Annotated in this window: 9 protein-coding genes; 7 read left to right on the top strand and 2 right to left on the bottom strand. The window is 37.8% G+C overall.

Features of this window, described 5'->3' with window-relative positions:
- The first annotated feature begins 47 nt into the window (after positions 1 to 47).
- The 7 genes from AO58_RS0104735 (at position 48) to AO58_RS0104705 (ending at position 6,801) form a co-directional block, all read left to right on the top strand.
- Positions 48 to 455 (top strand): c-type cytochrome, encoded by a 408-nt coding sequence (locus tag AO58_RS0104735; RefSeq protein ID WP_024980602.1) that lies wholly within the window; start codon positions 48 to 50, stop codon positions 453 to 455.
- 581 nt (positions 456 to 1,036) lie between these two features.
- The gene (locus AO58_RS0104730; protein ID WP_024980601.1) at positions 1,037 to 1,507 is read left to right on the top strand and encodes a methylated-DNA--[protein]-cysteine S-methyltransferase; all 471 of its coding nucleotides are present in this window, start codon (positions 1,037 to 1,039) and stop codon (positions 1,505 to 1,507) included.
- 75 nt (positions 1,508 to 1,582) lie between these two features.
- A complete protein-coding gene (locus tag AO58_RS0104725; RefSeq protein WP_024980600.1) occupies positions 1,583 to 2,296 on the top strand; it encodes a 3'-5' exonuclease in 714 nt (237 codons plus the stop codon).
- Between the two features lie 197 nt (positions 2,297 to 2,493).
- Positions 2,494 to 2,727 carry a four helix bundle protein gene (locus AO58_RS18250; protein ID WP_244530681.1) on the top strand — a complete coding sequence of 78 codons (234 nt, stop codon included), beginning with the start codon at positions 2,494 to 2,496 and terminating at the stop codon, positions 2,725 to 2,727.
- Positions 2,728 to 2,798: 71 nt separating this feature from the next.
- The gene (locus tag AO58_RS0104715) at positions 2,799 to 4,238 is read left to right on the top strand and encodes a spore maturation protein (protein WP_024980599.1); all 1,440 of its coding nucleotides are present in this window, start codon (positions 2,799 to 2,801) and stop codon (positions 4,236 to 4,238) included.
- A gap of 250 nt (positions 4,239 to 4,488) precedes the next feature.
- Positions 4,489 to 4,950 (top strand): IS200/IS605 family transposase, encoded by a 462-nt coding sequence (gene tnpA / locus AO58_RS0104710; RefSeq protein ID WP_024980598.1) that lies wholly within the window; start codon positions 4,489 to 4,491, stop codon positions 4,948 to 4,950.
- 249 nt (positions 4,951 to 5,199) lie between these two features.
- Complete coding sequence (locus tag AO58_RS0104705; protein WP_024980597.1) at positions 5,200 to 6,801, top strand: fumarate hydratase; 1,602 nt, start codon at positions 5,200 to 5,202, stop codon at positions 6,799 to 6,801.
- Positions 6,802 to 7,182: 381 nt separating this feature from the next.
- On the opposite strand, the gene AO58_RS0104695 is transcribed toward AO58_RS0104705, so the two are convergent.
- Positions 7,183 to 8,145 (bottom strand): PorP/SprF family type IX secretion system membrane protein, encoded by a 963-nt coding sequence (locus tag AO58_RS0104695; RefSeq protein ID WP_024980596.1) that lies wholly within the window; start codon positions 8,143 to 8,145, stop codon positions 7,183 to 7,185.
- Positions 8,146 to 8,729: 584 nt separating this feature from the next.
- Positions 8,730 to 23,174 carry a T9SS type B sorting domain-containing protein gene (locus tag AO58_RS0104690; protein WP_024980595.1) on the bottom strand — a complete coding sequence of 4,815 codons (14,445 nt, stop codon included), beginning with the start codon at positions 23,172 to 23,174 and terminating at the stop codon, positions 8,730 to 8,732.
- Positions 23,175 to 23,228: the final 54 nt, after the last annotated feature.

The raw sequence follows: 23,228 nt of genomic DNA, 5'->3' as shown, positions 1-23,228 counted from the left end.
GCCAAAAAATAATGACCAATTAAGAACCCCCTGTAACACTACTTACTATGAAAAAAATTGTCATTTTAGCCACTGCTGTAGTTTTCCTTTCTTGTAAAAAAGAAAGTCAAGAACCCTTTGGCACCACAGCAACTCCAGCTGAAACACCAACCGAAACCACAGCAACAACAGCTTCAACTCCAGCGGCATTAGGAAAAGAAATTTTTGAAGGCAAAGGCGCTTGTATTGCTTGCCACCGTGTGGATGCCAAACTTATTGGTCCAAGCGTTCAAGACATGGCCAAAACTTACAAAGAACAAAACGGCAATCTTATCGCTTTCCTTAAAGAGGAGGCAAAACCAATTATGGATCCTGCGCAATATGAAGTAATGAAAGCCAACTTTGCCATCACCAAAGCCATGTCCGACGAAGAATTAAAAGGATTAGAAGCCTACATCTATTCCAATTTGAAATAAGAACAATCCTAAGCTAAGTCGAAGGATTAGGAGCTACTTCCTGCTCTACACTATATCTTTCCCGCCGAACCCCGGCGGAAAAGGATGCCGTTACGATCAGGGCTCACCACACAAGAACCATTTGTACAAACGAATGGTTCTTTTTTTTAAACATATTAGACATATAAGTATTCCAGTCAATGTCTAAAATTTTTGAACCATATAATAAAGTTAAGGCCATTTAAGTTTTTTTTAAATCCGTTTCATCCGTTCAATCCGTGGGGCAATCACTGCAATTTTGACCAAAAACAATTTGCGAAAATTTGCGGTTACTTTTTTTCTTTAACCATAGAAGTTCATTTAAGTTTTTCTTTGTGAACCTTGCGGTTATCTTTTTCAACCATTTAAAGCATATAAGGTCATTTAAGTTATTTCTTTGCGAACTTTGCGTAAATCTTTGCGCCTCTTGCGGTTAACTTTTTCAACCATTTAAGGTCATTTAAGTTATTTTTAAAATCCGTTTCATCTGTTCAATCCGTGGAGCAATCACCGCCATTCATCCAAAAACTTTTAGTACTTTGCGTTTCAATTCACACCAACTTATGGAAACCGTTGCTATCAATACACCACTAGGAATCGCCCAAATTACAGGCACCGAAAAAGGCATTTCTCAAATTTCCGTTGCCGATGAGGGACAGGTTTCCGTTGAAATTCCATCTGTTTTGCAAGAAGCCGTTACCCAGCTTAGTGAGTATTTTCAAGGCAATCGCACCCATTTTGATTTCAAACTTAATCCCAAAGGAACCGAATTCCAACAAAAAGTGTGGCAAGCCCTACTCGAAATTCCGTACGGAAAAACAACAACTTATCTAGCACAATCTAAAAAACTAGGCGATGTCAAAGCCATTCGAGCAGTCGCTTCGGCTAACGGAAAAAACCCGCTATGGATAGTCGTGCCCTGTCACAGAGTCATTGGAACTGATGGCTCCCTTACCGGTTATGCTGGCGGATTGTGGCGCAAAAAATGGCTACTCGAACACGAAAGTCCATCCGGTCAACAAATACTTTTCTGAAAATATAGCCACAAATTCACGAATTTTATTTTCAATTATTTAAATTCGTGAATTCGCGACTAAATCACTTACAAAATGATCGAAAAAATAAACCTCAATAACATTCTTTTTCTAGACATAGAAACCGTTCCTGAAGTTGCTGATTTCAATACTTTGGATGACGAAATGAAAGCCCTTTGGGACCACAAAACACTATACCAACGCAAAGACGATTTTACGCCAGAAGAATTTTATGACCGCGCAGGAATTTGGGCCGAGTTTGGAAAAATTGTTTGCATTTCGGTAGGTTTTTTTATCATCAAAGGTGACATTCGTAATTTTAGAGTGACCTCTTTTTTTGGAGAAGAAAAACAGTTATTGAAAGACTTTTGTAATCTCATCAACAATCATTTTAATCAGCCACAACACCTGTTGTGTGGTCATAATGCAAAAGAATTTGATATTCCGTTTTTAGCCCGCCGAATGATCATCAACCAAATGCCTATTCCTGATAAACTCAATTTATTTGGCAAAAAACCTTGGGAGATTCCGCATTTGGACACCTTAGAATTATGGAAATTTGGCGATTATAAGCATTTTACTTCCCTAAAACTAATGTGTAAAGTGCTCGGTATTCCTTCGCCAAAAGGCGATATCGATGGCAGCCAAGTCGGACATGTTTTTTATGTTGAGAAAGACATCGATCGCATCGTAACCTATTGTGAGAAAGATACTATTGCCGTGGCGCAGATTTTCCTTCGTCTTCGTAGAGAAGATTTGCTGATTGACGAGGAGATTATTCATGTGTAAACAATGTCAAATTCAAAAGTCAAAAGTCAATTTCAAAAGTCAAAATCAAAGGTCAATTTATAATGCTGGAATCAAATCCTTTTAAAGAGAAAATTTTTAATTTAGACGACAGATTAATTCGTTTTGCGGGAGAATGTATTTTCTTTACACGAAAATTGGAAAAAAGCTATGAAAACGAATAGTACAAGAATCAACTTATCCGTTCATCCGGGAGTTCAGCTTTAAACTTTGGCGAATCGCAAGGAGCTGCATCCGATAAAGATTTAATCTTTAAGCTAGCATTAGTTGTAAAAGAGCTAAAAGAATCTCGGAATTCTTTAAAAATATTAAATTATATAAATGAAGGTAGTCAAGATTTTAGAACTCTTCTTTTAATTGAAGTTGAAGAATTAATAGCAATTGCATCTAAAATAATAATTAATAAAAAATAGTAAGTAAATCAAAGGTCAAATTTTTGAATTTGATTTTTGAATTTGATTTTTGAAATTTAAACATAAAAAAAATGGTATTGAGTAGATTTTGGTTGGTTATATTTATTTCTTCCATCCTTTTTGTAGTAGTGAGTTTGTTTTCTGGCAATAGTTATACTATAGATCATGTTTTGAATGGCAAAAAAGACGATCCTATTTTACTATCGGAACACTATCTAGAGCAAATGCCTGTTTTTATCAAAGACAGTCTTAAAAAGGCACCTGATCAAACCATGGTCATCAACCGAGATACCCTAAATGCCGACACTACTTATGTGTATAAAAACAAAGTGGTAAAAGTATTTAGCGGCGTTCAAAAATCTGATGGGCTCTTGCCAACATGTAAAAGTACCTTGCTCGATTTGATTTTACCATTGATGGCTTACCTGGCTTTTTTCTGTGGATTAATGGAATTATTAATCATTTCGGGTGCTTCCGAAAAACTAGCGAAAGTATTAAGTCCAGTATTCGTAAAAGTATTTCCTAGTATTCCTAAAAATCACCCTTCGATTTCCTATATGACCTTGAATTTTGCTGCTAATTTCTTAGGGTTAGATTCGGCAGCCACGCCATTTGGATTAAAAGCGATGGAAAGCTTGCAAACCATCAATCCCGAAAAAGATAAAGCCAGTGATGCGCAGATCATGTTCATGTGTTTGCACGCATCGGGACTTACATTGATTGCTACTTCTATCATTGGTTATCGTGCAGCAGCAGGAGCTAGCAATCCAGCCGATGTAATGTTGCCTTGTATTATTACTTCTTTCATCGGAACCATTGCGGCTTTCTTAATTGTAGGTATAAAACAAAAAATCAATTTTAAAAGTGCTTCGTTAGTGTTAGGATTAATGGTTTTAATCGCCGCTATTGTAGGTTTATTGATGTATGTGAATCACTTGGATTTAATTGGTAAAAATTATTTTACTTCTAATCTTTCAGCTTTAATATTAGTAGCTATTATTGCTTTTACGCTGATTTTATCTTTTGTAAAAGAAAAGAAATTTACAGAGGCTGGCACCACCGTTTACGAAGCGTTTGTAACGGGAGCCAATAATGGAGTGAAAACAGGAGTAACCATTTTTCCTTATGTTTTGGGTATGTTGGTTGCTATTTCTTTGTTCCGAAATAGTGGTTTATTCGAAATTGTGAGCAATTGGGTTGCTTTTGCATTTTCTAATATGGGAGTTAACAAACAAATCACCGATGCGTTGCCAGTAGCTTTGCTTAGACCGTTTAGTTCGGCAGGATCACGCGGCTTTTTGATTGATTCCATGAATACGTTTGGAGCCGATTCGATGACCGGAAGACTCAGCAGTATTTTTCAATGTAGCGCCGAAAGTACTTTTTATGTGATTGCCGTTTATTTTGGTTCGGTAAATATCAAAAATACCCGTTATGCTTTAGGAACGATGTTGTTGGTAGATGTGATTTGTGTGATTACGGCTATTTTCGTAGCGAGCTGGTTTTTTTAGATTATTGTAATAAAATAAAAACAAACGTTCAACGGATTAAAATATTGCTACAAAATGAAACATACAATCAACGGATTGAAAATCGTTGCTACAAAATGAAACACGCAATCAACGGATTAAAATCCGTTGCTACAAAATGGACCGAGCCGATGGCTCTTTTTAACTCACAATAGTTCCGGAGGAACGACCTATATTGTAGCAACGGATTTTAATCCGTTGATGATTATATGTAATGAAAAAATATAAATATATGGCCAACACCTATCATCAAATATATATTCAAGTAGTTTTTGCGGTGAAGTATCGTGAAGCGGTTATTGCTGATGATTGGAAAGCTACATTATTTGGTGTAATTGGAAATTTGATTAATGAAACTGGCTGCAAAACGATCATTGTAAACGGTGTTGAAGATCATGTTCATTGTTTCTTAGGATTAAAACCCACGGTTTCCATTTCGGAATTAATGAAAACGGTAAAAGCAAAATCATCAAAATACATCAATGATCAAAAATTAACCATCTCAAGATTTGAATGGCAAGAAGGCTATGGCGCTTTTTCGTACAGCCAATCACAAGTGGCTTCCGTTTATAAATATGTCGCCAATCAAGAACAACATCATAAGAAACAAACCTTCAAACAAGAATATTTAGATTTTTTAGATAAATTCAACGTCCCTTTTGAGGAACGCTATGTTTTTGAAGAATTGATTTGATATCTGTGTGATTAAAAAAATATAACTAACCGATCAACGGATTAAAATCCATTGCTACAAAATGGACCGTATGCCATCAACGGATTAAAATCCGTTGGACGAATGTAAATATTGCAGCTATCGGGAAATAAAAACAAATCTATCCATAATGATGTTTTAATTTATACCCATTCTAAAAGAGAAGCTGACAAAAATCAATAGGCTGTATTTCAACAATTCTTATCTTTACCTTTCATAAAAAATTACACTATGGACTTTATATATCAGGATCCTTATCCAATTTTGAAAGACGAAACGCAATACCGAAAAATTACTTCCGATTTTGTAAAAGTGGAACAATTAGGCGAACGCGAGATTTTAACCGTTGATCCAAAAGGTTTGGAGTTATTGGCGCAAGAAGCCATGAGAGACGTTTCTTTTATGCTACGTACCTCACATTTAGAAAAATTGAAAGCCATTTTGGACGATCCAGAAGCAACCGATAATGATCGTTTTGTAGCCTACAACTTACTACAAAATGCTGCTGTAGCGATCGAAGGTGAATTGCCTTCTTGTCAAGATACGGGAACAGCTATTGTGATGGCCAAAAAAGGTGAAAATGTATACACCGGCGTTGATGATGCAGAATATTTGTCTAGAGGAATTTTTAATACTTACCAAGAAAGAAACCTCCGTTATTCTCAAATTGTCCCTATTAGCATGTTTGAAGAAAAAAATTCAGGATCGAATCTTCCGGCTCAAATTGATATTTATGCTAAAAAAGGGGCTTCTTATGAATTTCTGTTTTTAGCTAAAGGTGGAGGCTCGGCGAATAAAACCTATTTATACCAACAAACGAAATCCTTATTAAATGAGAAATCGTTAGATGCTTTTATTCGTGCTAAAATTATGGATTTAGGTACGTCAGCTTGCCCACCTTACCATTTGGCTTTGGTGATTGGAGGAACTTCTGCTGAAGCTAATTTGGCCGCTGTAAAAAAAGCTTCTGCAGGTTATTTTGATCATTTGCCTACTTCTGGAAACATGGCAGGTCAAGCTTTCCGAGATTTGGAATGGGAGAAAAGAGTGCAACTAATTTGTCAACAAAGTCAGATTGGAGCACAATTTGGAGGTAAATATTTTACACATGATGTTCGTGTCATTCGTTTGCCGCGCCATGCTGCTTCTTGTCCAGTGGGATTAGGCGTTTCTTGTTCTGCGGATAGAAACATCAAAGGAAAAATTACGAAAGACGGTATTTTTGTTGAACAATTGGAAGTGAATCCAAAACGATTATTACCAGAAACACCACCACATTTAGAAGCCGCTGTTGAGATTGATTTGAACAAGCCTATGCCAGAAATTTTGGCTGAGTTATCTAAATATCCTATCAAAACTAGATTAAAACTAAACGGTACCTTGATTGTAGCTCGTGATATTGCACATGCTAAAATCAAAGAGTTGTTAGATGCCGGAAAACCAATGCCAGAATACTTTAAAAACCACCCAATATATTACGCAGGGCCTGCTAAAACACCAGAAGGAATGCCTTCAGGAAGTTTTGGCCCCACAACTGCAGGTCGTATGGACGTGTACGTTGAGGAGTTCCAAAAAAATGGGGGAAGTATGGTAATGTTGGCCAAAGGTAACCGAACAAAAGACGTAATGAACGCTTGCAAAACCTATGGTGGATTCTATTTGGGATCAATCGGTGGACCAGCAGCTATTTTGGCAAAAGAAAACATTCTCTCGGTTGAAGTAGTCGATTTTGAAGAATTAGGTATGGAAGCCGTTCGTAAAATCACCATCAAAGATTTCCCTGCATTTATTATTACAGATGATAAAGGAAATGATTTCTTTGCGAATTTGTAAAGAAAAGTCTTTACTACAAAAAACCGCTCAGTTCTAAAGAATGAGCGGTTTTTTTATGCCTATTCTATTTTGGAACACAGATTTAAAAAACTACATCAACCGCAAAAACCAATCAACACAAGATAAAAAATCATCAAAATTCAACGGATTAAAATCCGTTACTACAATATAAAATCGTTCCGAAGAAACTATAACAATCACATAAAAGAGTCGTAGAATCGGTACATTTTGTAGGGCTGGAATGAATTCCAGCAAGCCAAATCATAGCGCTAAAATCCATTGCTGTAAAACACAGTCATTTTGTAATTTCAAATCATCTTACATGACCTTAAATGCCTAACATGGTTTTTAAAAATAATCCATGGAATGCTAACCAACTAACTAATCGTTCACAGGATTTTGGGTACAAGGACAGTTACTAGAGCCTTGGAAGAAATCAAAACCTAGGGTGAGCATATGTGTTCCTGAATTGGCGGCAGCAAAATCATTCATGGTGATTTGGTACGAATAGCCAAAATAGAATTTAGATTTTTGAAAACCAACCATAGGTCCAACATTCAAGGGTTTCCCGATTTGATCATTTAGAAAACGGTACGAAGCACCTACCCAATAGTAATCATCATAACTGTTGTATTTACGGTATTTGATATTGATATCCGTACTCGAACGACGATCCGATTCAAAATATTGGAAGTACATTGAAGGTTCAATCTCGGCACGGTTGTAGCCTCCGTCAGAAAAAACATAGCCAGTATATACTTGATAGTTACGCACCAAATCGGGTTCTAAAGCGATAAATTTATCCAGATCTTTGGGCAGCAAGTTACTCGCATTAAAACTCACATAAAATTTATTCAAACGATACAAAAGACCCACATCAAAGTTATTGTTGGATGTAAAACGATTGTTATTAATAGCGGCATCAGGATTGGTTGGATCCAAATTGTCAATATCAACACGGAAATTATTGATATTAAAAGACAAACCGAAAGACAAATACTGTTTGGAATAATAATCCAAAATGATGTGGTGCGCAAAAGAAGCCTTGGCACCGGTTTGCCTTGTGTTTCCATTTCTATCATTATACACTGACAACCCAACTCCGGATTGATCGGCTATTCGAAAATCGGCAAAAACAGATTGGTTGTTGGGGGCGTCTTTGATCCCTACCCATTGCGTTAAACCGTTGAGTCGGATTCTGAAATTATCTCCAATACCAGCATAAGTAGGCGAAAGCATAAAAGGATTATCCGCTAAATATTGTGTCCAAACCGGCAAATTCAACTCTTGCCCTTGCCCTGCTAAACCAATTAAAAGTAAACATGAAACTAATATCTTCTTCATTATAGTAGATTTTTTTGGTGTATTCCTTCTTCTTTTTGGGGAAAAGAAGGAATAATTAACCCATTGGGGGATTCTTTTTCTTATGTGCTACACGCAATCGTGCGGGTTTTAAAAATTTAACATTTAAATTATAAAATTTACCATTAAGGCATTAAGGTTCATTAAGTTTTGCTCTATTTTCTTACGCTCATATTGGTAAAAAAATGTATCTTCTTTTAGTTAACCCTCAAGACAGTAAGGTCAATTAAGCTCTAAAAACCTTCATTTTCTTAATCTCTTAATGATAAAAATTTTAATTGCTTTTAATTCACCAGTAAGAAATTAAGAGGCATTAAGCTCTAAAAACCTTCATTTTCTTAATCTCTTAATGATAAAAATTTTAATTGCTTTTAATTCACCAGTAAGAAATTAAGAGGCATTAAGCTCTAAAAACCTTCATTTTCTTAATCTCTTAATGATAAAAATTTTAATTGCTTATAATTCACCATTAAGAGATTAAGTTGCATTGAGCCCTAAAAACCTTCATTTTCTTAATCTCTTAATGGTAAAAATTTTACTTTCTCATCACTCATTATTCCTTTCCCTTAACGCATCAAAGTAAAGTGACCTACAAATTCTCGATCATCTTGCTCATTTTTCAATTTCAAAATGTACCAATAATCACCCGTTGGCAATTCGAGACTATTGTATCTTCCGTCCCAACCTTGACCTACTCTAAGGTTAGCTATTTTTCGGCCGTAACGGTCAAAAATACTAATCGTCAAATCTTTGTAATTGATCGTATTGGTTGGCAACCAAGTATCATTATTACCATCACCATTTGGCGTAAACACATTTGGTATTTTGATATCAATAAATTCAAAATAACGCGTTGCCGTAGCTTCACATCCATTGGCATCACGTACCATTACCGTATAATCACCAGATTTATAGAAAATAAATTTATTGTTGGTGCTAAAGCTATTTCCTCCATCGAATGAATACTTATAATTACCTGCTCCAGCTGCACCCGTAGCAACAATTTCATTCAAGCCTCCGTCAGCTATAGTAAGCGTCAATTGTGTATATCCAATTACTTCAAACGAAGTCGTGATTTTTTCACACGTATTCAAGTGTCTTGCCGTGATGGTATGGAAACCTGGCGCAACATTTTTGAAAATATTGCTCGCTTGGAAAACCGTTGAACCATCTAAAGCAAAATCTACCAAAGTAGGGTCTACACTAGCATCTAGTGCAACCGTTACCGTATTGCTTGGCGAATTGAACTCACAACCATAGACCACGCTAGCTTTTGGATCTAGATTTACAGATTTATCTAAAGCCACCAACCATTCAGCTGTACAACCGTTGAAATCTTTGATGTACACTGTATGATCGCCACCAGTTAATCCGTTAAAGGCAAAAACGTTTTGAGTCGCTGTTCCAGTGAAATACGTTCCATTGATATTGTCAATACTTACGCTATAAGGCGCCACACCACCAGTGATGTTGATATCAAAAGCTGCATTTCTATCTCCAAAACATACCTCTTGTATTTCAGAACCTGCCACGGTATTCACAAAAATAGGTTGTGGCTCGGTGATTTCTTCGGATAAAAGAGTGAAACAACCATTGGCATCTTGTACTATGATTTGGTAAGTACCTGGGGCCAATTGATCAAAAACACCGGTATCAAAGAACTGATCCATTCGTGGTGAAATCGCATACTTAATGGCTCCCGTTCCGCCAGATGCGGTTACAGTGATGACACCATTGGCCGCTCCGTTACAAGTAATTGGCGTAGGTACTGCACTTGCCGTCAATGATGTTAATGGCTCTTCTATCACTTCAGAAACGGATACTACTTGACAATCTACTCCACTATTCACACGAACACTATAGGTTCCAGCAGGCAATTGCGTAAAATTACCTGGAGTGGTTTGTACCGGAGTAAATGCTATTGGATTACCTGTACCATCTAATAAAGTATAAATATAATTGCCCAAACCACCCGTTGCGGTTGCTACAATTACGCCATTCGTATCTCCTTTACAATTGATTTTCGCATTTTGTACATCAAGATCTACTTTCAAAACAGGTAGCGGTTCAATCTTAACATCATTAGAAACCACACTAACACATCCGTTCACATCACGTACGTAGTAACGGTAAGTGCCTACAGGTACATTGAGTATCGTAGTTGTTGTCGCAAAAGTGCCATACAAAAGTGGGTTAGCAGAAACCGTAAAAGCACTGTCTGCACTATACGTGTACGTTCCTGTACCACCAGTTGCACTTAAGGTTATACTAGATAAAATATTACAAGTTGGTGTAGTAGCCAATACTAAACTTGCCACAACTTCTGTAGGCTCATTGATTACAATCGGTGCCGAAGGCGTACCACAACCCCAACCATCGGTTACCGTTACGGTATAGGTTCCTGCGCCTAAATTACTAAACACTGGATCTGCTTGTGGCCCTGAGCTGATCATTGGCACAGCCGAAGTCGTATTTAAGGTGTATAAGTAGTTCCCGTTTTGACCGCCTGTTGGAGCACTTACAGTTATGGTTGCAGAGGTATCTCCTTTACAAGTCAACAAAGTAGTGCTTGGTATAGCGTTAAAAGCAATTGGCGTTGGATTAGTCAAAACTACTGTTCTGAACACTTCACATCCTCTTGGATCTCTCGCTTTCACTACATAATTTCCAGCGGTCAAGCCGTTAAAAGTACTAGTTGTGCTCCAAGCTGAAATAGTCGTTCCAGACAAGGTTTCTTCCAATTGGAATTCATAGCCTCCTGGCCATCCACCAGAAGCTGTTGCAGCAATTGAACCGTCATTGTTACCTGTTACGCAAGTAATTTCAGTATGAGATCCGCCAATAACTAAAGCTTCATTTGGACCTCCAATCGTAAAGTTTTTACTTACAGTACAGAATGGTGTGTTGGTCAAAGTTGCAGTAATCGTATAGGTTCCTTTGGCTAAGTTGGTCAAGTTCACCGTGCCTGTTGCTGTTGAAGAACCACCTGGTAATGAATTCCCAAGAGCATCTACTAAAGTATAATCAAATGGTCCAGCATTATCAAATGGCGAAGGTACTCTATCTATTAAAGTCACTCTCGCACTTCCGTTAGTGTCATTTAAACAAGTTACATCTACTACATTGTCGATAGTCAAGTCGAAAGTGTTCGGTTCGTTTACGTAGTGTACCCCGATGATTTCGCAATTCGTATCTAAGTTCTTAACTGTGATTAAGTAATTAGCCACAGGTAAATTGGCAAAGTTTCCTGTTGTATTGGTTTGTTGTGGATAAAGTCCACCTTTTAATCCAGTAGCAGCATCAATGTCTACCAATGTATATTCTAAATTAGTTGCTGGTCCGCCAATAGTAGTAGCCGAAACAGTAATATCTTCTGTGGTAGGATTACAAGTTATCGGACGCGTAACATTCACATTCACTTTATCCAATTGCACAAAAGGATCAATGTCAATTGCAGCCGAAGTACCTGGACAACCATTCTCATCATACACATTTACGATATAAGAACCTCCTGAAAAATCCGCTTCAATATAAATAGGATTGTCACTTTTTTGAACAGGAATAGGATTACCTACTTTAATAAATTCATATTGTAAATAGGTATTTGAACCACCTGTTACTCCAGTAACGGTAATGGTAGCATTTTTACTTGAATTTCCTGTGGCACAACCAAATGGAACTACTGTTGGAGTTGGTACCAGAATTGGATCAGGTTCATCAACATCTATAGGTTGTGAAACTGAACAACCTCTTCCTGAAGTAACGGTGACAGTATACGTACCCGCTGCTAAACCGCTGAACAATGGAGAGGTTTGAAGGGGAGCACCCGTTGCAGGTATTGTAACTGGAACACCACCTATAGTTGTTCCTTTTAAAGCATAAGTATAAATTGGATTATCATTTACTCCTAGTGTTGAAGGAGCCATGTTAACCCTAATCGTACCATCCGAATCTCCGTTACAAGTAACTGGAGTTGCAACTGGAACAAAATCAATATTTTGATTGGGCAAGAACATAATCACGTCCACCCATTTTTCACAAGATGGCACTGTGGATATATCTCTTACATAAAAAGTATAAGGAGTAGCACTTGCTGCTAAACCACCAAATACATTGGAAGAACCATAAGTACCACCAAATCCAATTTTATATTCATAATTTGCCGGAAGAGCAGATCCACCACTAGCCGTTAGGGTTACCACACCATCTGCATCTGTACAAGTCGATAAGGCAACATCAGCATATAATTGTAATGGTTCGAAAATCTTTACTTTACCAGTTGTTTTTGCAATACAATCATTGGCATCTTTTACCCAAACATCATAATCACCTGGAGAAGTTACACTTAATGAAGATGATGTTCCAAAACTAATACCATCCAAACTGTATTCTAACGTACCTACACCACCTGTACCTACTGCATTAATCGTGTAACCCGCTGGAGACGGACATTGACTAGCTACACTTGCTGTTACAGTTGGCATTGGATCTAATGAAATCGGTACTCTTACAAAACTGTAACATCCGTTAGCATCTTTTACCCAAACCACAACCGTATCCGTTGATGCTACAGTTGTGGCAAATGTTGCCGTTTTTGTAGATTTGAAATCACCAGCTGGTGGCAATGCTCCCGAACCATTGAGTACAAAAACATACGTATAATCACGTTTGCCACCCAAAATTTTAGTATCATCAACAGTAACTACTGCTCCTGTGGTGTTACAATTTTGATTTTTAACAGTAACAAAAGGACGAGACAAATCTAAAGCCGCCGGCTGAGTAATGATAACAGTATTAGAAGGTTTTATACAACTTGGATATGCTGTTTGGGCAATGCTTACAGTGTAATCTGTTCCTGCAACTAAACCATGATTGAGTACCATTGGATTAGTTGTTGTATTTCCTGCACCTGTAAAAGTTGTAGAAACCCCACCTTTTAAAATGGTATAAGTATAAGCACCGGTATAGTTACCAATATTAATTTCAATTTGACCCGTTGCCGAATTATAACAATCTACATTTTTAAATGCACTAGCTGTTACGGTCATGGTATTGAATACTGGAACGGTGTACGCATTTGAAATAATACTACAACCTGTTGTATTATCCGTTATTTTAAATTCATAAAAACTCCCTATTGATGTAGCAGGATAAGTGAATGAAGTAGCACCAGCGGTAATTGGTACTAACGCACCATAATTTCCTCCATCAATTGCAACTTGATAACTGAAATTTGTAGGTGTTGAACCACCCGTAATAGCTACATTAATAATTTCTGTAGGCGTGTTACAATCGGCTTGAGTACCTAAAGTAGCATTGGCTGAAATTAATTTAGGGAATGGGGTAATTGGAACTATAATATCATCAGTACAACCATTCGCATCCTTAGTATAAAACGTTACACTTGAAACACTTGTGTCTATGACATCAAAGGCATACTTATTATCAGCCGGAATGCTATTGCTTGGGAAATAACTGATTCCGTCAGAACTAAAGGTATAGGTTCCACTTCCGCCTGCTGCACTAACAGTTACTATTGTAACGTTTGGTGTATTGGTTGGAGAACAAGTAAAGGCAGAAGCCGAAGCCGAAGCTACAACTGGAGATGGATCATCAATAACAACCGTATCTGGAATTGAACAACCCCTAGCTGATGATACAAGAATATCATAAGTACCCGCAGTCAATCCTGTAAATAACCCTGTATCTTGGGTAACAGTAGCCAAAGGCGTTGGTAATGTTCGAGTAATTGAATAAGTATACGGTGGATTAACATTGGTTGCATCCAAAACGATATCGATAGTACCATTTGCACTATTTCCTTGCGTACCTGTACAACTTGGAGCTGTTGGAGTAGCTGTATAAACAACTGCAGTTGGTGCACTTAAAGTAACCTCTGTAGTAGTGGTACAATTGGTTGGCGTAGCCGTATCCCTCATTGTTATGGTATAAGTACCATGTGGCAAAGCACTAATCACAGCTCCAGTTGGAGTATTTGTAATTAATCCCGCTACAGGTAGAATACTATAAGTATAAGTTCCTGCACCAGTTCCGCCAGAAGCAGTTAAGGTCACCTGACCATCATTATTGGCACAAGTAGGTAAGGCATCGATAAACGGTGTCACTTTTAACGGAGCTGCAATAGTTATATTTTTGGTGTCAGTACAACCATTCGCATCTTTAATTATAACCTTATGCGGACCTGAATTTAATCCTGTAAAGGTATGAGGAAGTGTTATACTTGCAAAATCACTATCATCTAAGCTTATAGTATAAGCGCCTGTACCAGCCGTGTTTTCTGTAACTAAAATTTCAAAAGCACCCTCTGCAACACATTTATTTACAACTGTCAAAGCAATAACTGGTGAAGGATCTAGTATAACATTTACTGGTTCACCAACAATACAACCTCTACTATCTTTAACCCAAACGTAATAACTTCCTGACTCCACATTAAATGTACTAGGTGAATTCCATAAAGGATTCCCAAGAGCTGGCGCTGTACTAGAAGAATTAAGGATAAAACTATATGGCGCAGTACCTCCATTTGCAACCCCAACAATTTGACCTGCATTAGTATTACAATTGTCCTTTTTAGTTGCAGAAGCATTTAAATCTAAAAGTACTGGAGATTCAGTAATTGAAAAAGTTGCTGACGCACTTGTACAACCATTATATGATCCGCCAACTTCTGTAAACTTAACGTAATAAGTTCCCGGTTTTAAACCAGTTGTCACGTTAACTGTAGTAGGTGCAATTGTTGTTACTGTACCCTTTACATTCGTAGAAACATTGGTTTGATTGGTGAATATCTCCCAGTTTACAGTAGTTGCATCATAATTACTAAGAGTGAATGTAACACCTCCTGTATCAGTTCCTGTACAAGTGACATCATTTTCAACTGGAGTACTAACTATCATTTCTGTTAGTGGATCTACAGCTCCCGGAGCAGTTTGGAAATAATAGCAGTCTGTATTTTCGTCATAAACAACAAATGTATACGTAACCCCTGGAGTTAAACTAGTAAATGTTCTCTTAAACGGATCAGTAAGATCTGGTGGTAACAAATTGGTTGTAAACGGTGCAGTTGTTGCGTCATAGATTCCAAATTTATACTTAGGAGTAGCTGGTACAACAGTTGGTTTCACCTCAACGATTATTGTCGCACCATTTGTACAGTCAGCAGTGGCTGATACATCAATTAACAATTGATCAGGTGGCGGAAGTACTTGTATGTTACTAATAGTTTTAGAACAACCTTTAGAATCTGTTACTATCACTTCAAAATTACCAAAACTCAAGTTAGAGAATGTAAAGCTAGCTCCTGTTGGATCTGTATGAGTGATTACTGCACCTGTAATAAGATTTCTTAACGTATAGTTAAAAGGGCCAAAACCATTCGTAATTGCACTAACAGTAATTGAACCTAATTTAATATCTAAATCACATTTCATATTAACTGCTGAAACAGTGTATTCAATTTCAAACGGTTGATTCACAACTGCAAATCCATTAAATAAACAACCTTTACTATCTCTTACAACATAAGGATAACCAAGACCTGTAGAAGCAGCGAGATTAGAATAAGTTGATACATTTGAGAACCCTAAACCATTAAAATTATATTCAAATGGTGCTACACCTGCTGAAGGATTTATGGTTACCACACCATTTCCTGATTGATAACATGTCAAATTTGTTATCGATGTTGTAGCAGCAACTGGAGTTGGTGTATTAGTGTTTACAGTATTTGTAACTCTTGTACAACCATTAGCGTCTGTGATTTCAAATTGATATGAAGTACCTAATAAAGATAAAGCAGTATAATTTAATGTTGATGAGCCTGTAGTTGGGAAAGGAATTACTGGACCAAAAAAACCTGTTCCACCAATATTCACTCTATATCCAAAATCTGCTTTACCACCTGTAACATCTACTCTAATAGTAGCTTCTTCAGGTGTTGAGCAAGTAATGTCTTTCGTTTTAATAGCGGTTGCTGTTAATACTTCGCTTACAGTAACCGTTTCTGTATCAATACAACCAAAAGCATCTCTTACCGTAATAATATAATCGCCGGGGGCAACGTTAAACGTATTTAATAAAGCACCAGTTGGAGCGACCCCTGTATTGATAGAATAAGTATAAGTACCTGAACCTCCCGTTGCCGAAGCTACAATTACATTCGTATTTCCTGCAACAGAACAAGCCGCAGTAACTGTTGGAGTAAGTTCTAGTGCGGTGTAAGGTGCTATAGTAAATGGGATAGAAACGATACAACCATTAGCATCTTTAACGCTTGCGGTATAATCACCAACCGCCAGATTGTTAAAGGTTCTAGTCGTTTGTGTTACTGGAGCTACTACTGGTGCAGTTCCTGTAACGGTATAACTATTAGATCCCCATCCACCAGTGGTATTGATGGTGATACTTGCTGTAGCTTTAGAACAAGTAATAGGTGAAATAGTTGGAGGGGTAATAGCCAAAGGAGCACTTGGCGCTGCTACTGTTGCAGAAGCCTTTACGCTACATTTGGTCGTAGTGTTGGTAATTTCTAATTCATGAAGTCCAGCCGCTAAATTAGGAACTAAAATATCAAATGTAGATCCTGTTAATGGTGAACTTGCTGAACCTGCCGCTACACCATCTATAGTATAAGAATAAGGGGTATTATTGCCAAATCCGCCAACCGTATATCGAATAGATCCGTTGCTCTCACCAACGCATACTACATTGCTCACCACTACTCCACTAGCAGAAAGTGTTGGTAATACAGGTACTGAATAGGTCGTAGAGAAAAGACAATTTTTAGCATCTCTAACTTCAAAACGATAGGTTACGCCGGGATCTAGATTGGTAAAAGTAGCGCCAGACTGAAACGGTCTTACTGCAGCAGCCGGAGCACTAATTCTATATTCTACAGCTCCAAAACCACCTGTATAGGTATCAATTGTGATGTCTGTTTTATTATCTGGACAAGTAACTGGAGTATTCTTAAACGTCATTGCCGTTGGAGGCGTCAAAGCAACAATTGGCATTGCAGCCGAAGTAATTGGACATCCTTTGGCATCGGTAGCCGTTACCGTATAGCTTCCTGCTACAGTTAAATTAGGGAAAAGTCCAGTCGTGTTGGTAGCTACTGTTGTTTCTACCGTCGCAACGGTTCTTTTCAATACATAGGTAAAGCCTCCATTTCCTTTGGTAGCTATAGCTTCAATTATAGCTTCACTGTCACACGTATAAGGCGTTTTGATACTAGCGTTGATCTCTATAGCGTCTGGTTGTTTTACTTCAAATGAAAATTCTTCTTGACAATTTTTTTTATCGGTAACCGTGTATTTATAAGTTCCTGGCGCTAAACCGGAATAATTTGCCGTTGTATTAGTAGACAAACCGGTTGTAGCAGTACCAGCAGTGATCGCAAAAGTATAAGGCGCCACTCCAGTCAACGCTTCAAGAATGACACTTCCGTTATTTTCACCATTACACTTAACATCGGTTACTGTTGCTTTTGCAGTCACCGCAATTTTTGCATTAATAGTGGCAGAAGTAGTGGTTTTACAACCAATAGCATCCGTAATTTCAAATTGGTAGGTACCTGACACACCTGTTGTATAGGTAAAAGTAGTAGCAGTCCCTACAGGTCCAGCAAGTGTTCCTGTCGTTTGTCCAGAGGTTAGTACCACCGTAAAGGGTGCAGTTCCGCCTGAAATAGTTCCTGTAATCACAGCATCTGGAGATCCTGGCGCTGGATCACAATCCAAATCTGTAGTTACTTGCGCATTCGCGGTTACTTTAGCGTTAATTACTTGTTGTGCTGTTTCAGCAGGACAACCGTTACTATCGGTTACTCTAAAGACATAATTGCCTGTTACAGCAGCCGTATGGGTAAATGATAGTGTAGTAAACGTCGCGCTAGAGGCACTAAAAGTACCACCGTTTAAACTGGTTTGGTAGCTGTAAGGTCCTACGCCTCCATTAATTTCCACCTTAATCTCCGCCCCAGTAGTTGGATCAAAACACATCGCTGTGCTCGGAACAACTGCTGCAGATATAGTTGGAACTGCATCAATAGTAATGCTGTACTCTGTTGGATTCGAACAACTATTGGCATCAGTAGCTTTGATGAGATAGGTACCAGGAGCAACATCGGGCAAAACTCCATTAGCTGGAAACGCGATCACCGTATTAGGTGCCACAGTATTTATTAATTCAAATTTATAAGCTGGAGTTCCTCCTGTTGTACTTCTCGCATCAATGGTCGCTCCAGTAAGACAAGTCGCTTTAGTTTTTGTAGCATTCACAACAATTGGAGCTGGTTGACTAATGTTTACTGGAGGAAACGTTTTGGTACAAGCCGTAACGGTAGACCCAATTGGGCGAACAGCTACCGTATATGCCTTAGGTCCTAAATTGGTGATTGTATAAGGCGACGTGGTTAATACGGTTGTATCCCAATTCGTTCCGTTATCTAGGGAATATTGGTAGCCTGTAGTGGTATCAAAATTAGTGGCACTAATAGTGATTTCGCCATTGATTTCGCCATTACAAGTTACGTTTTTAGTACCTGTAATTTCAGCGGTAAAGGCTTTTCCGGTATCAATAGTTAAAGGGAAACTTTTTGAAGCAATACAGCTTTTTGGGAGTTGGAATACTTTAATGTCATCAATAGCTACATCGTTCCCATTGGTATTACTTTTATTAGAACGAATAATAAACGTTAGCGTGGTATTATTTCCTGGATCTAAAGTAATAGGCGTTTTTGGATATTTTTCCCATAATTCAGATTTGGGGACATCACCGGTTGTAAAGGTTTGGATTTCCTTTCCTGTGGCATCCACTAAGGCTACTGCCAGATTACAATCTATTTGATTGTTAGTTTTGTTAAGCAAATTCTTTACAAATAACTCAAAATTTATGGGTTGGTTGGGGATGATGTCCTTAATTACTTTTTTATAAATAACATCCGTTGTACCAATTTTGTCTCCTAAGTTCACCACTAAACATCTTCCATTAGGCGTTGGAGGGACAGTTTGGGGAGTGTGATCGCCAGGTTGTATCCAAGGTCCAAAAGGTTTAACGATTCTTGCAGTTACCGAATAATCACCATCATTTATTTCAATACTATTTCTACATTGTGTAGCGACTACTTGTCTTTCAAAACAATAAAAAGTAGTATTGATTCCAGGAGATTCAACATCTGCTCCGTATCCAAAATTTTCAAAAAGCAAATTACTTGGTGTAGGTACGCTATTCAATTTGTAGTCTACTCGTATGGAATGAGGATTAGGTACTGATGAAACATTAACGAATACATTACTTGGCACGTTGGTATTTTTCACACCATCCAAATAGTATTCATAGGTATAGGAAGCATTGGCTGGATTTTCCACCGTTACGGTACTTGTTGCCGTTCCATCACAATTGTAATCAATTTGTGGTGTAGCTTTAATTACGGGTTCTGCGGGTTCTGGATCTAAGATAACAGGCGCACTAAAAATACAACCGTTAGCATCTTTTACATACAAGGTATAAGTCCCTGGAGCTTTATAAGCATCCATTATGGTTGAACTCCAAGTGCCCTGATTGTCAAAACTGTATTCATATGGCGCAACACCTCCTTGCGGGTTGGTGATACGTACTCTACCGTAGTTTTTTGGAATAGTTACACCATCTCCACAGCCAGCCAATTCTGATACTCCAGCAGAAGCCGATAAGGCTGTAGTGGGTTCAGTAAGATTAATATCAGGTCGGGTTTCAAAACAGTTTACACCGCTTAAAGTGTATCTTAGGATTGGTTTGTAGGTACCTGCTGGTAAGTCAGAGAAAGTGCCATTGGCTACATAGGTCACACCATTGTCAATACTGTACGCCAAGGTATAACCATTGGCATTGGTTACATTAAACTTAATAGTTCCTGTTTTGGCGCCATAACAGTTGATGTTAGTCCCCGCCACAGTGAATTCTGGTTTAGGGTTGGCGTCTATTTTAATACCTGGGATGGTGTAGGAGCAGTTGTTTTTATCCAACACCCTAATGGAGTAAGTCCCTGCGGTAGTAATCACAATTTTAGGATCGGTTTGTGAAGTTGTGGATCCGTTTACATAATAGTAATAGGGAGCCGTACCATTTTTTGGTGTAACGGTAATTTCCCCATTCTCACATGTTAAGGGTTTGGTGATTGCTGGGGATGCGGTTAAGGCAGCTGGTGCAATAATTTCGGCCGTTCCATTATAGCTACAGCCGTCTTGAGTGGTCACCGTATACGTATACACTCCCGCGTCCTTACCAGTAAATTCATATTCTGAAGCTGTACTATTAATTACCTTTTCAACAGAAACTCCTCCTTTAAATAGCTCATAAGTGTATTGGGCGCCGTTATAAGCTGTTCCATATACTTTAATACTTCCTTTTGAATCATGACATAACGGTTGTGTGATGACAGGCGCAATAGGATTGAAAACAATTTTATAAATAGGAATATTTTTTACCTCAAAAATACAAGGATTGGTAGCAACACCTACTTGTCTAATGAAAACGGTATAAGTGCCCTCAGTAGTAATATTAAACGTATTACTAGATTGATAGCCAGAATCTTTGCTTAAACTATATTCGTAATTCGTTCCAAGACCATTGATGGTAATACTTCCGTCTTTCCCACAAATCATGTCTTTCTTGTCAACAGTATAGTTTAATTCATTTTTATACACATTAAAATAAAAACGACTAAAACAACCTCCGAAATAGATAGAAACGCGGTATTGCCCTGCGGTATCTGCTCTAAATGTGTTACCATCAGGGATGGCAGTGGTCCAAGTACAAGTCGGACTTACATTGGCACATAAATCAGACAAATTAGGATCAGGCACACAGGTAGTTTTTTCCCATGTGATTCTTGTTGCTCCTAAAGAAGATAAATTGATGTCTTTATATGCCTCATTCCCACATAAGAAAAATTTAGGCAATACACTACCGTCATTCACACACTTATCAATTAGACCCGTTGCTGGGTTTATGTTATCGGCAATATCAATTAAAGGATTTTTTGGTTTTGCAGCATAGTCGGCCACGGTGATTATTTCCTCTAAATCCACACAAGGCGGTGTTGCAGTATTTTTTACATAGTACGTTCCAGGTTTGGTCACTGTCAGCGTTTGAGAAGTTCCTATTACCGGAATACCCGTAGGACTAGTAGACCATGAATAAGAAGCATATCCACCAGTAGCTGATATCGTTACATTATCACCACACAATACATCATTTCTCTTTTTACAATCGTCTACCCCTACCAAAAAGTTGGTCGATTCGGGCACACTAATAGTACAAGCAGAATAGGACGAATAACTATCTTCTCCAAAACCTTTTCCATCATTGGTATTGATTTCTCCTGTATATTTAGATTTGGCGGTATTTTTTATAATATTATTACAAGGCTCCGTTAAGTTTTCACAAGTAGGCACCACTTGAACTTTAAAACGAATAGGGGTACTAAGATTTCCATTCTTATTGACTAAGTTATCTGGTATCCTAAAAGTAATTGTTCTTGTAGTTGCATTGTAGGTATGCGTCACTCCTGCTGGTAATGGCGCCTCAATGTCTGCTGGATAATTAAAATTAGTATTTGCAGGTAATTTATCTTCTATAGTAAAAGTTTTAGCGTTGTCATTACCTACATTTTGAAATTGAAGTTCATAGGTCAAAACTTCACTTAATTTTACCGGCTGATTAGCTGCATCCACACCACCTTTCAATACCTTTTTGGTCAAAATAATTTTGGGTTCAATAATTTCAACAGCGATTGCGTTAAAATAATAAAAGTAAACATCCCCAGTACTTCCTAAAGTGATCTTTGCGGAAGTGGCATCGTTCTTTATAGCAGAATTGTTATCGTTTTTTAATTCAATAATACCTGCATCATACCCCAAAGTATTGCTACTAGCTGGAGTACGGTTGGGTGCTGTAAAATTGGCTGTTTTTTTAGTATTTGGATCGATGTAAGTAATCGAACTATTGAAAAAATTGTCCGTAGGTCTCAGAGTAGTTCCTGTTGCTGTCGCAGCACTTTGCTTCACCCCATTAATTTCCAAATAATCGCCATCTATCTTCTTATCACCTTCTAAGGCCGCAAAAGCAAAACTTGCATTTACAGGTCCTTTAGGTATGGTTCTAAATCCAGAAACAGTTATGTCCAAAGTAGTTGTTCCACTAATCCCACTAAAACCATCATACGATGTTATTGAACGTGCGGGTAATTTAGGGTCTTCATAAACAATATACAACGACCAGCCCGCAGATAATCCCGTACTAGAATTATACCCAGTACTAGAAAGTACATTCGCTACAGTATACGTTCCATTAGCATCGGTTAGAGGCTGTACTAAAGAAGTAACATCGGCATAACAAGCATAAGGTCTGTTTTTATCTCTTCCAATTCCATTAGACTGATTAATAGCATCATAAATTAATTCTCCAGTTATATCTTTATAACCTCCAACTGGCGTTTTGAATTTAATAGAAGTAAATTTAGTTCTATCCACCGTATTATCTCCCTCTCTGATAATTCCCGACCAATACAAAGCGGCATACACGATTTTATAACACGCAGCGGCCGGAGCATTAGAATTTGGCACTGTTAATTCGGCGCTACTAGAACTAAAAGTAGTAGGATCACTGTCAATATTCACATATTGCATGTCAATATCTGAATTGTAAGAATCTTTATCATTGAAATTAGTATTATCCTGACTCAGAATATTATTTCCAATCATTAGTTGATCACCCTTTACATTTTTGTCAAAACGAATATTGAAAGGTTTCAAATTTTGCCCATACGAGCCTTGTGACATAAAAAACAACATCCCAACCATAGCCAAAGCATACGAAAGGCATCTGTTTTTAGACTGCTGAACAATTGGAAATGTTGGCAAATGGAACTTGCGCAACAAAGATATATTCTTGGAAATAAAGGTAAAAAACTCCAAAAATAGCAGGTGTAAAATAGTAGGTTTCTTCATGGTTTTGGTATGGTATTTACTTTTATCGTTGCTAATTCTTGGGGAGGAAAAAGC

Source organism: Flavobacterium succinicans LMG 10402 (assembly GCF_000611675.1).
In the GTDB taxonomy this organism is placed as follows: Bacteria; Bacteroidota; Bacteroidia; order Flavobacteriales; family Flavobacteriaceae; genus Flavobacterium; species Flavobacterium succinicans.
Note: the sequence above shows the minus strand (reverse complement) of the source record. Positions and strands in the feature narration are given on the sequence as shown.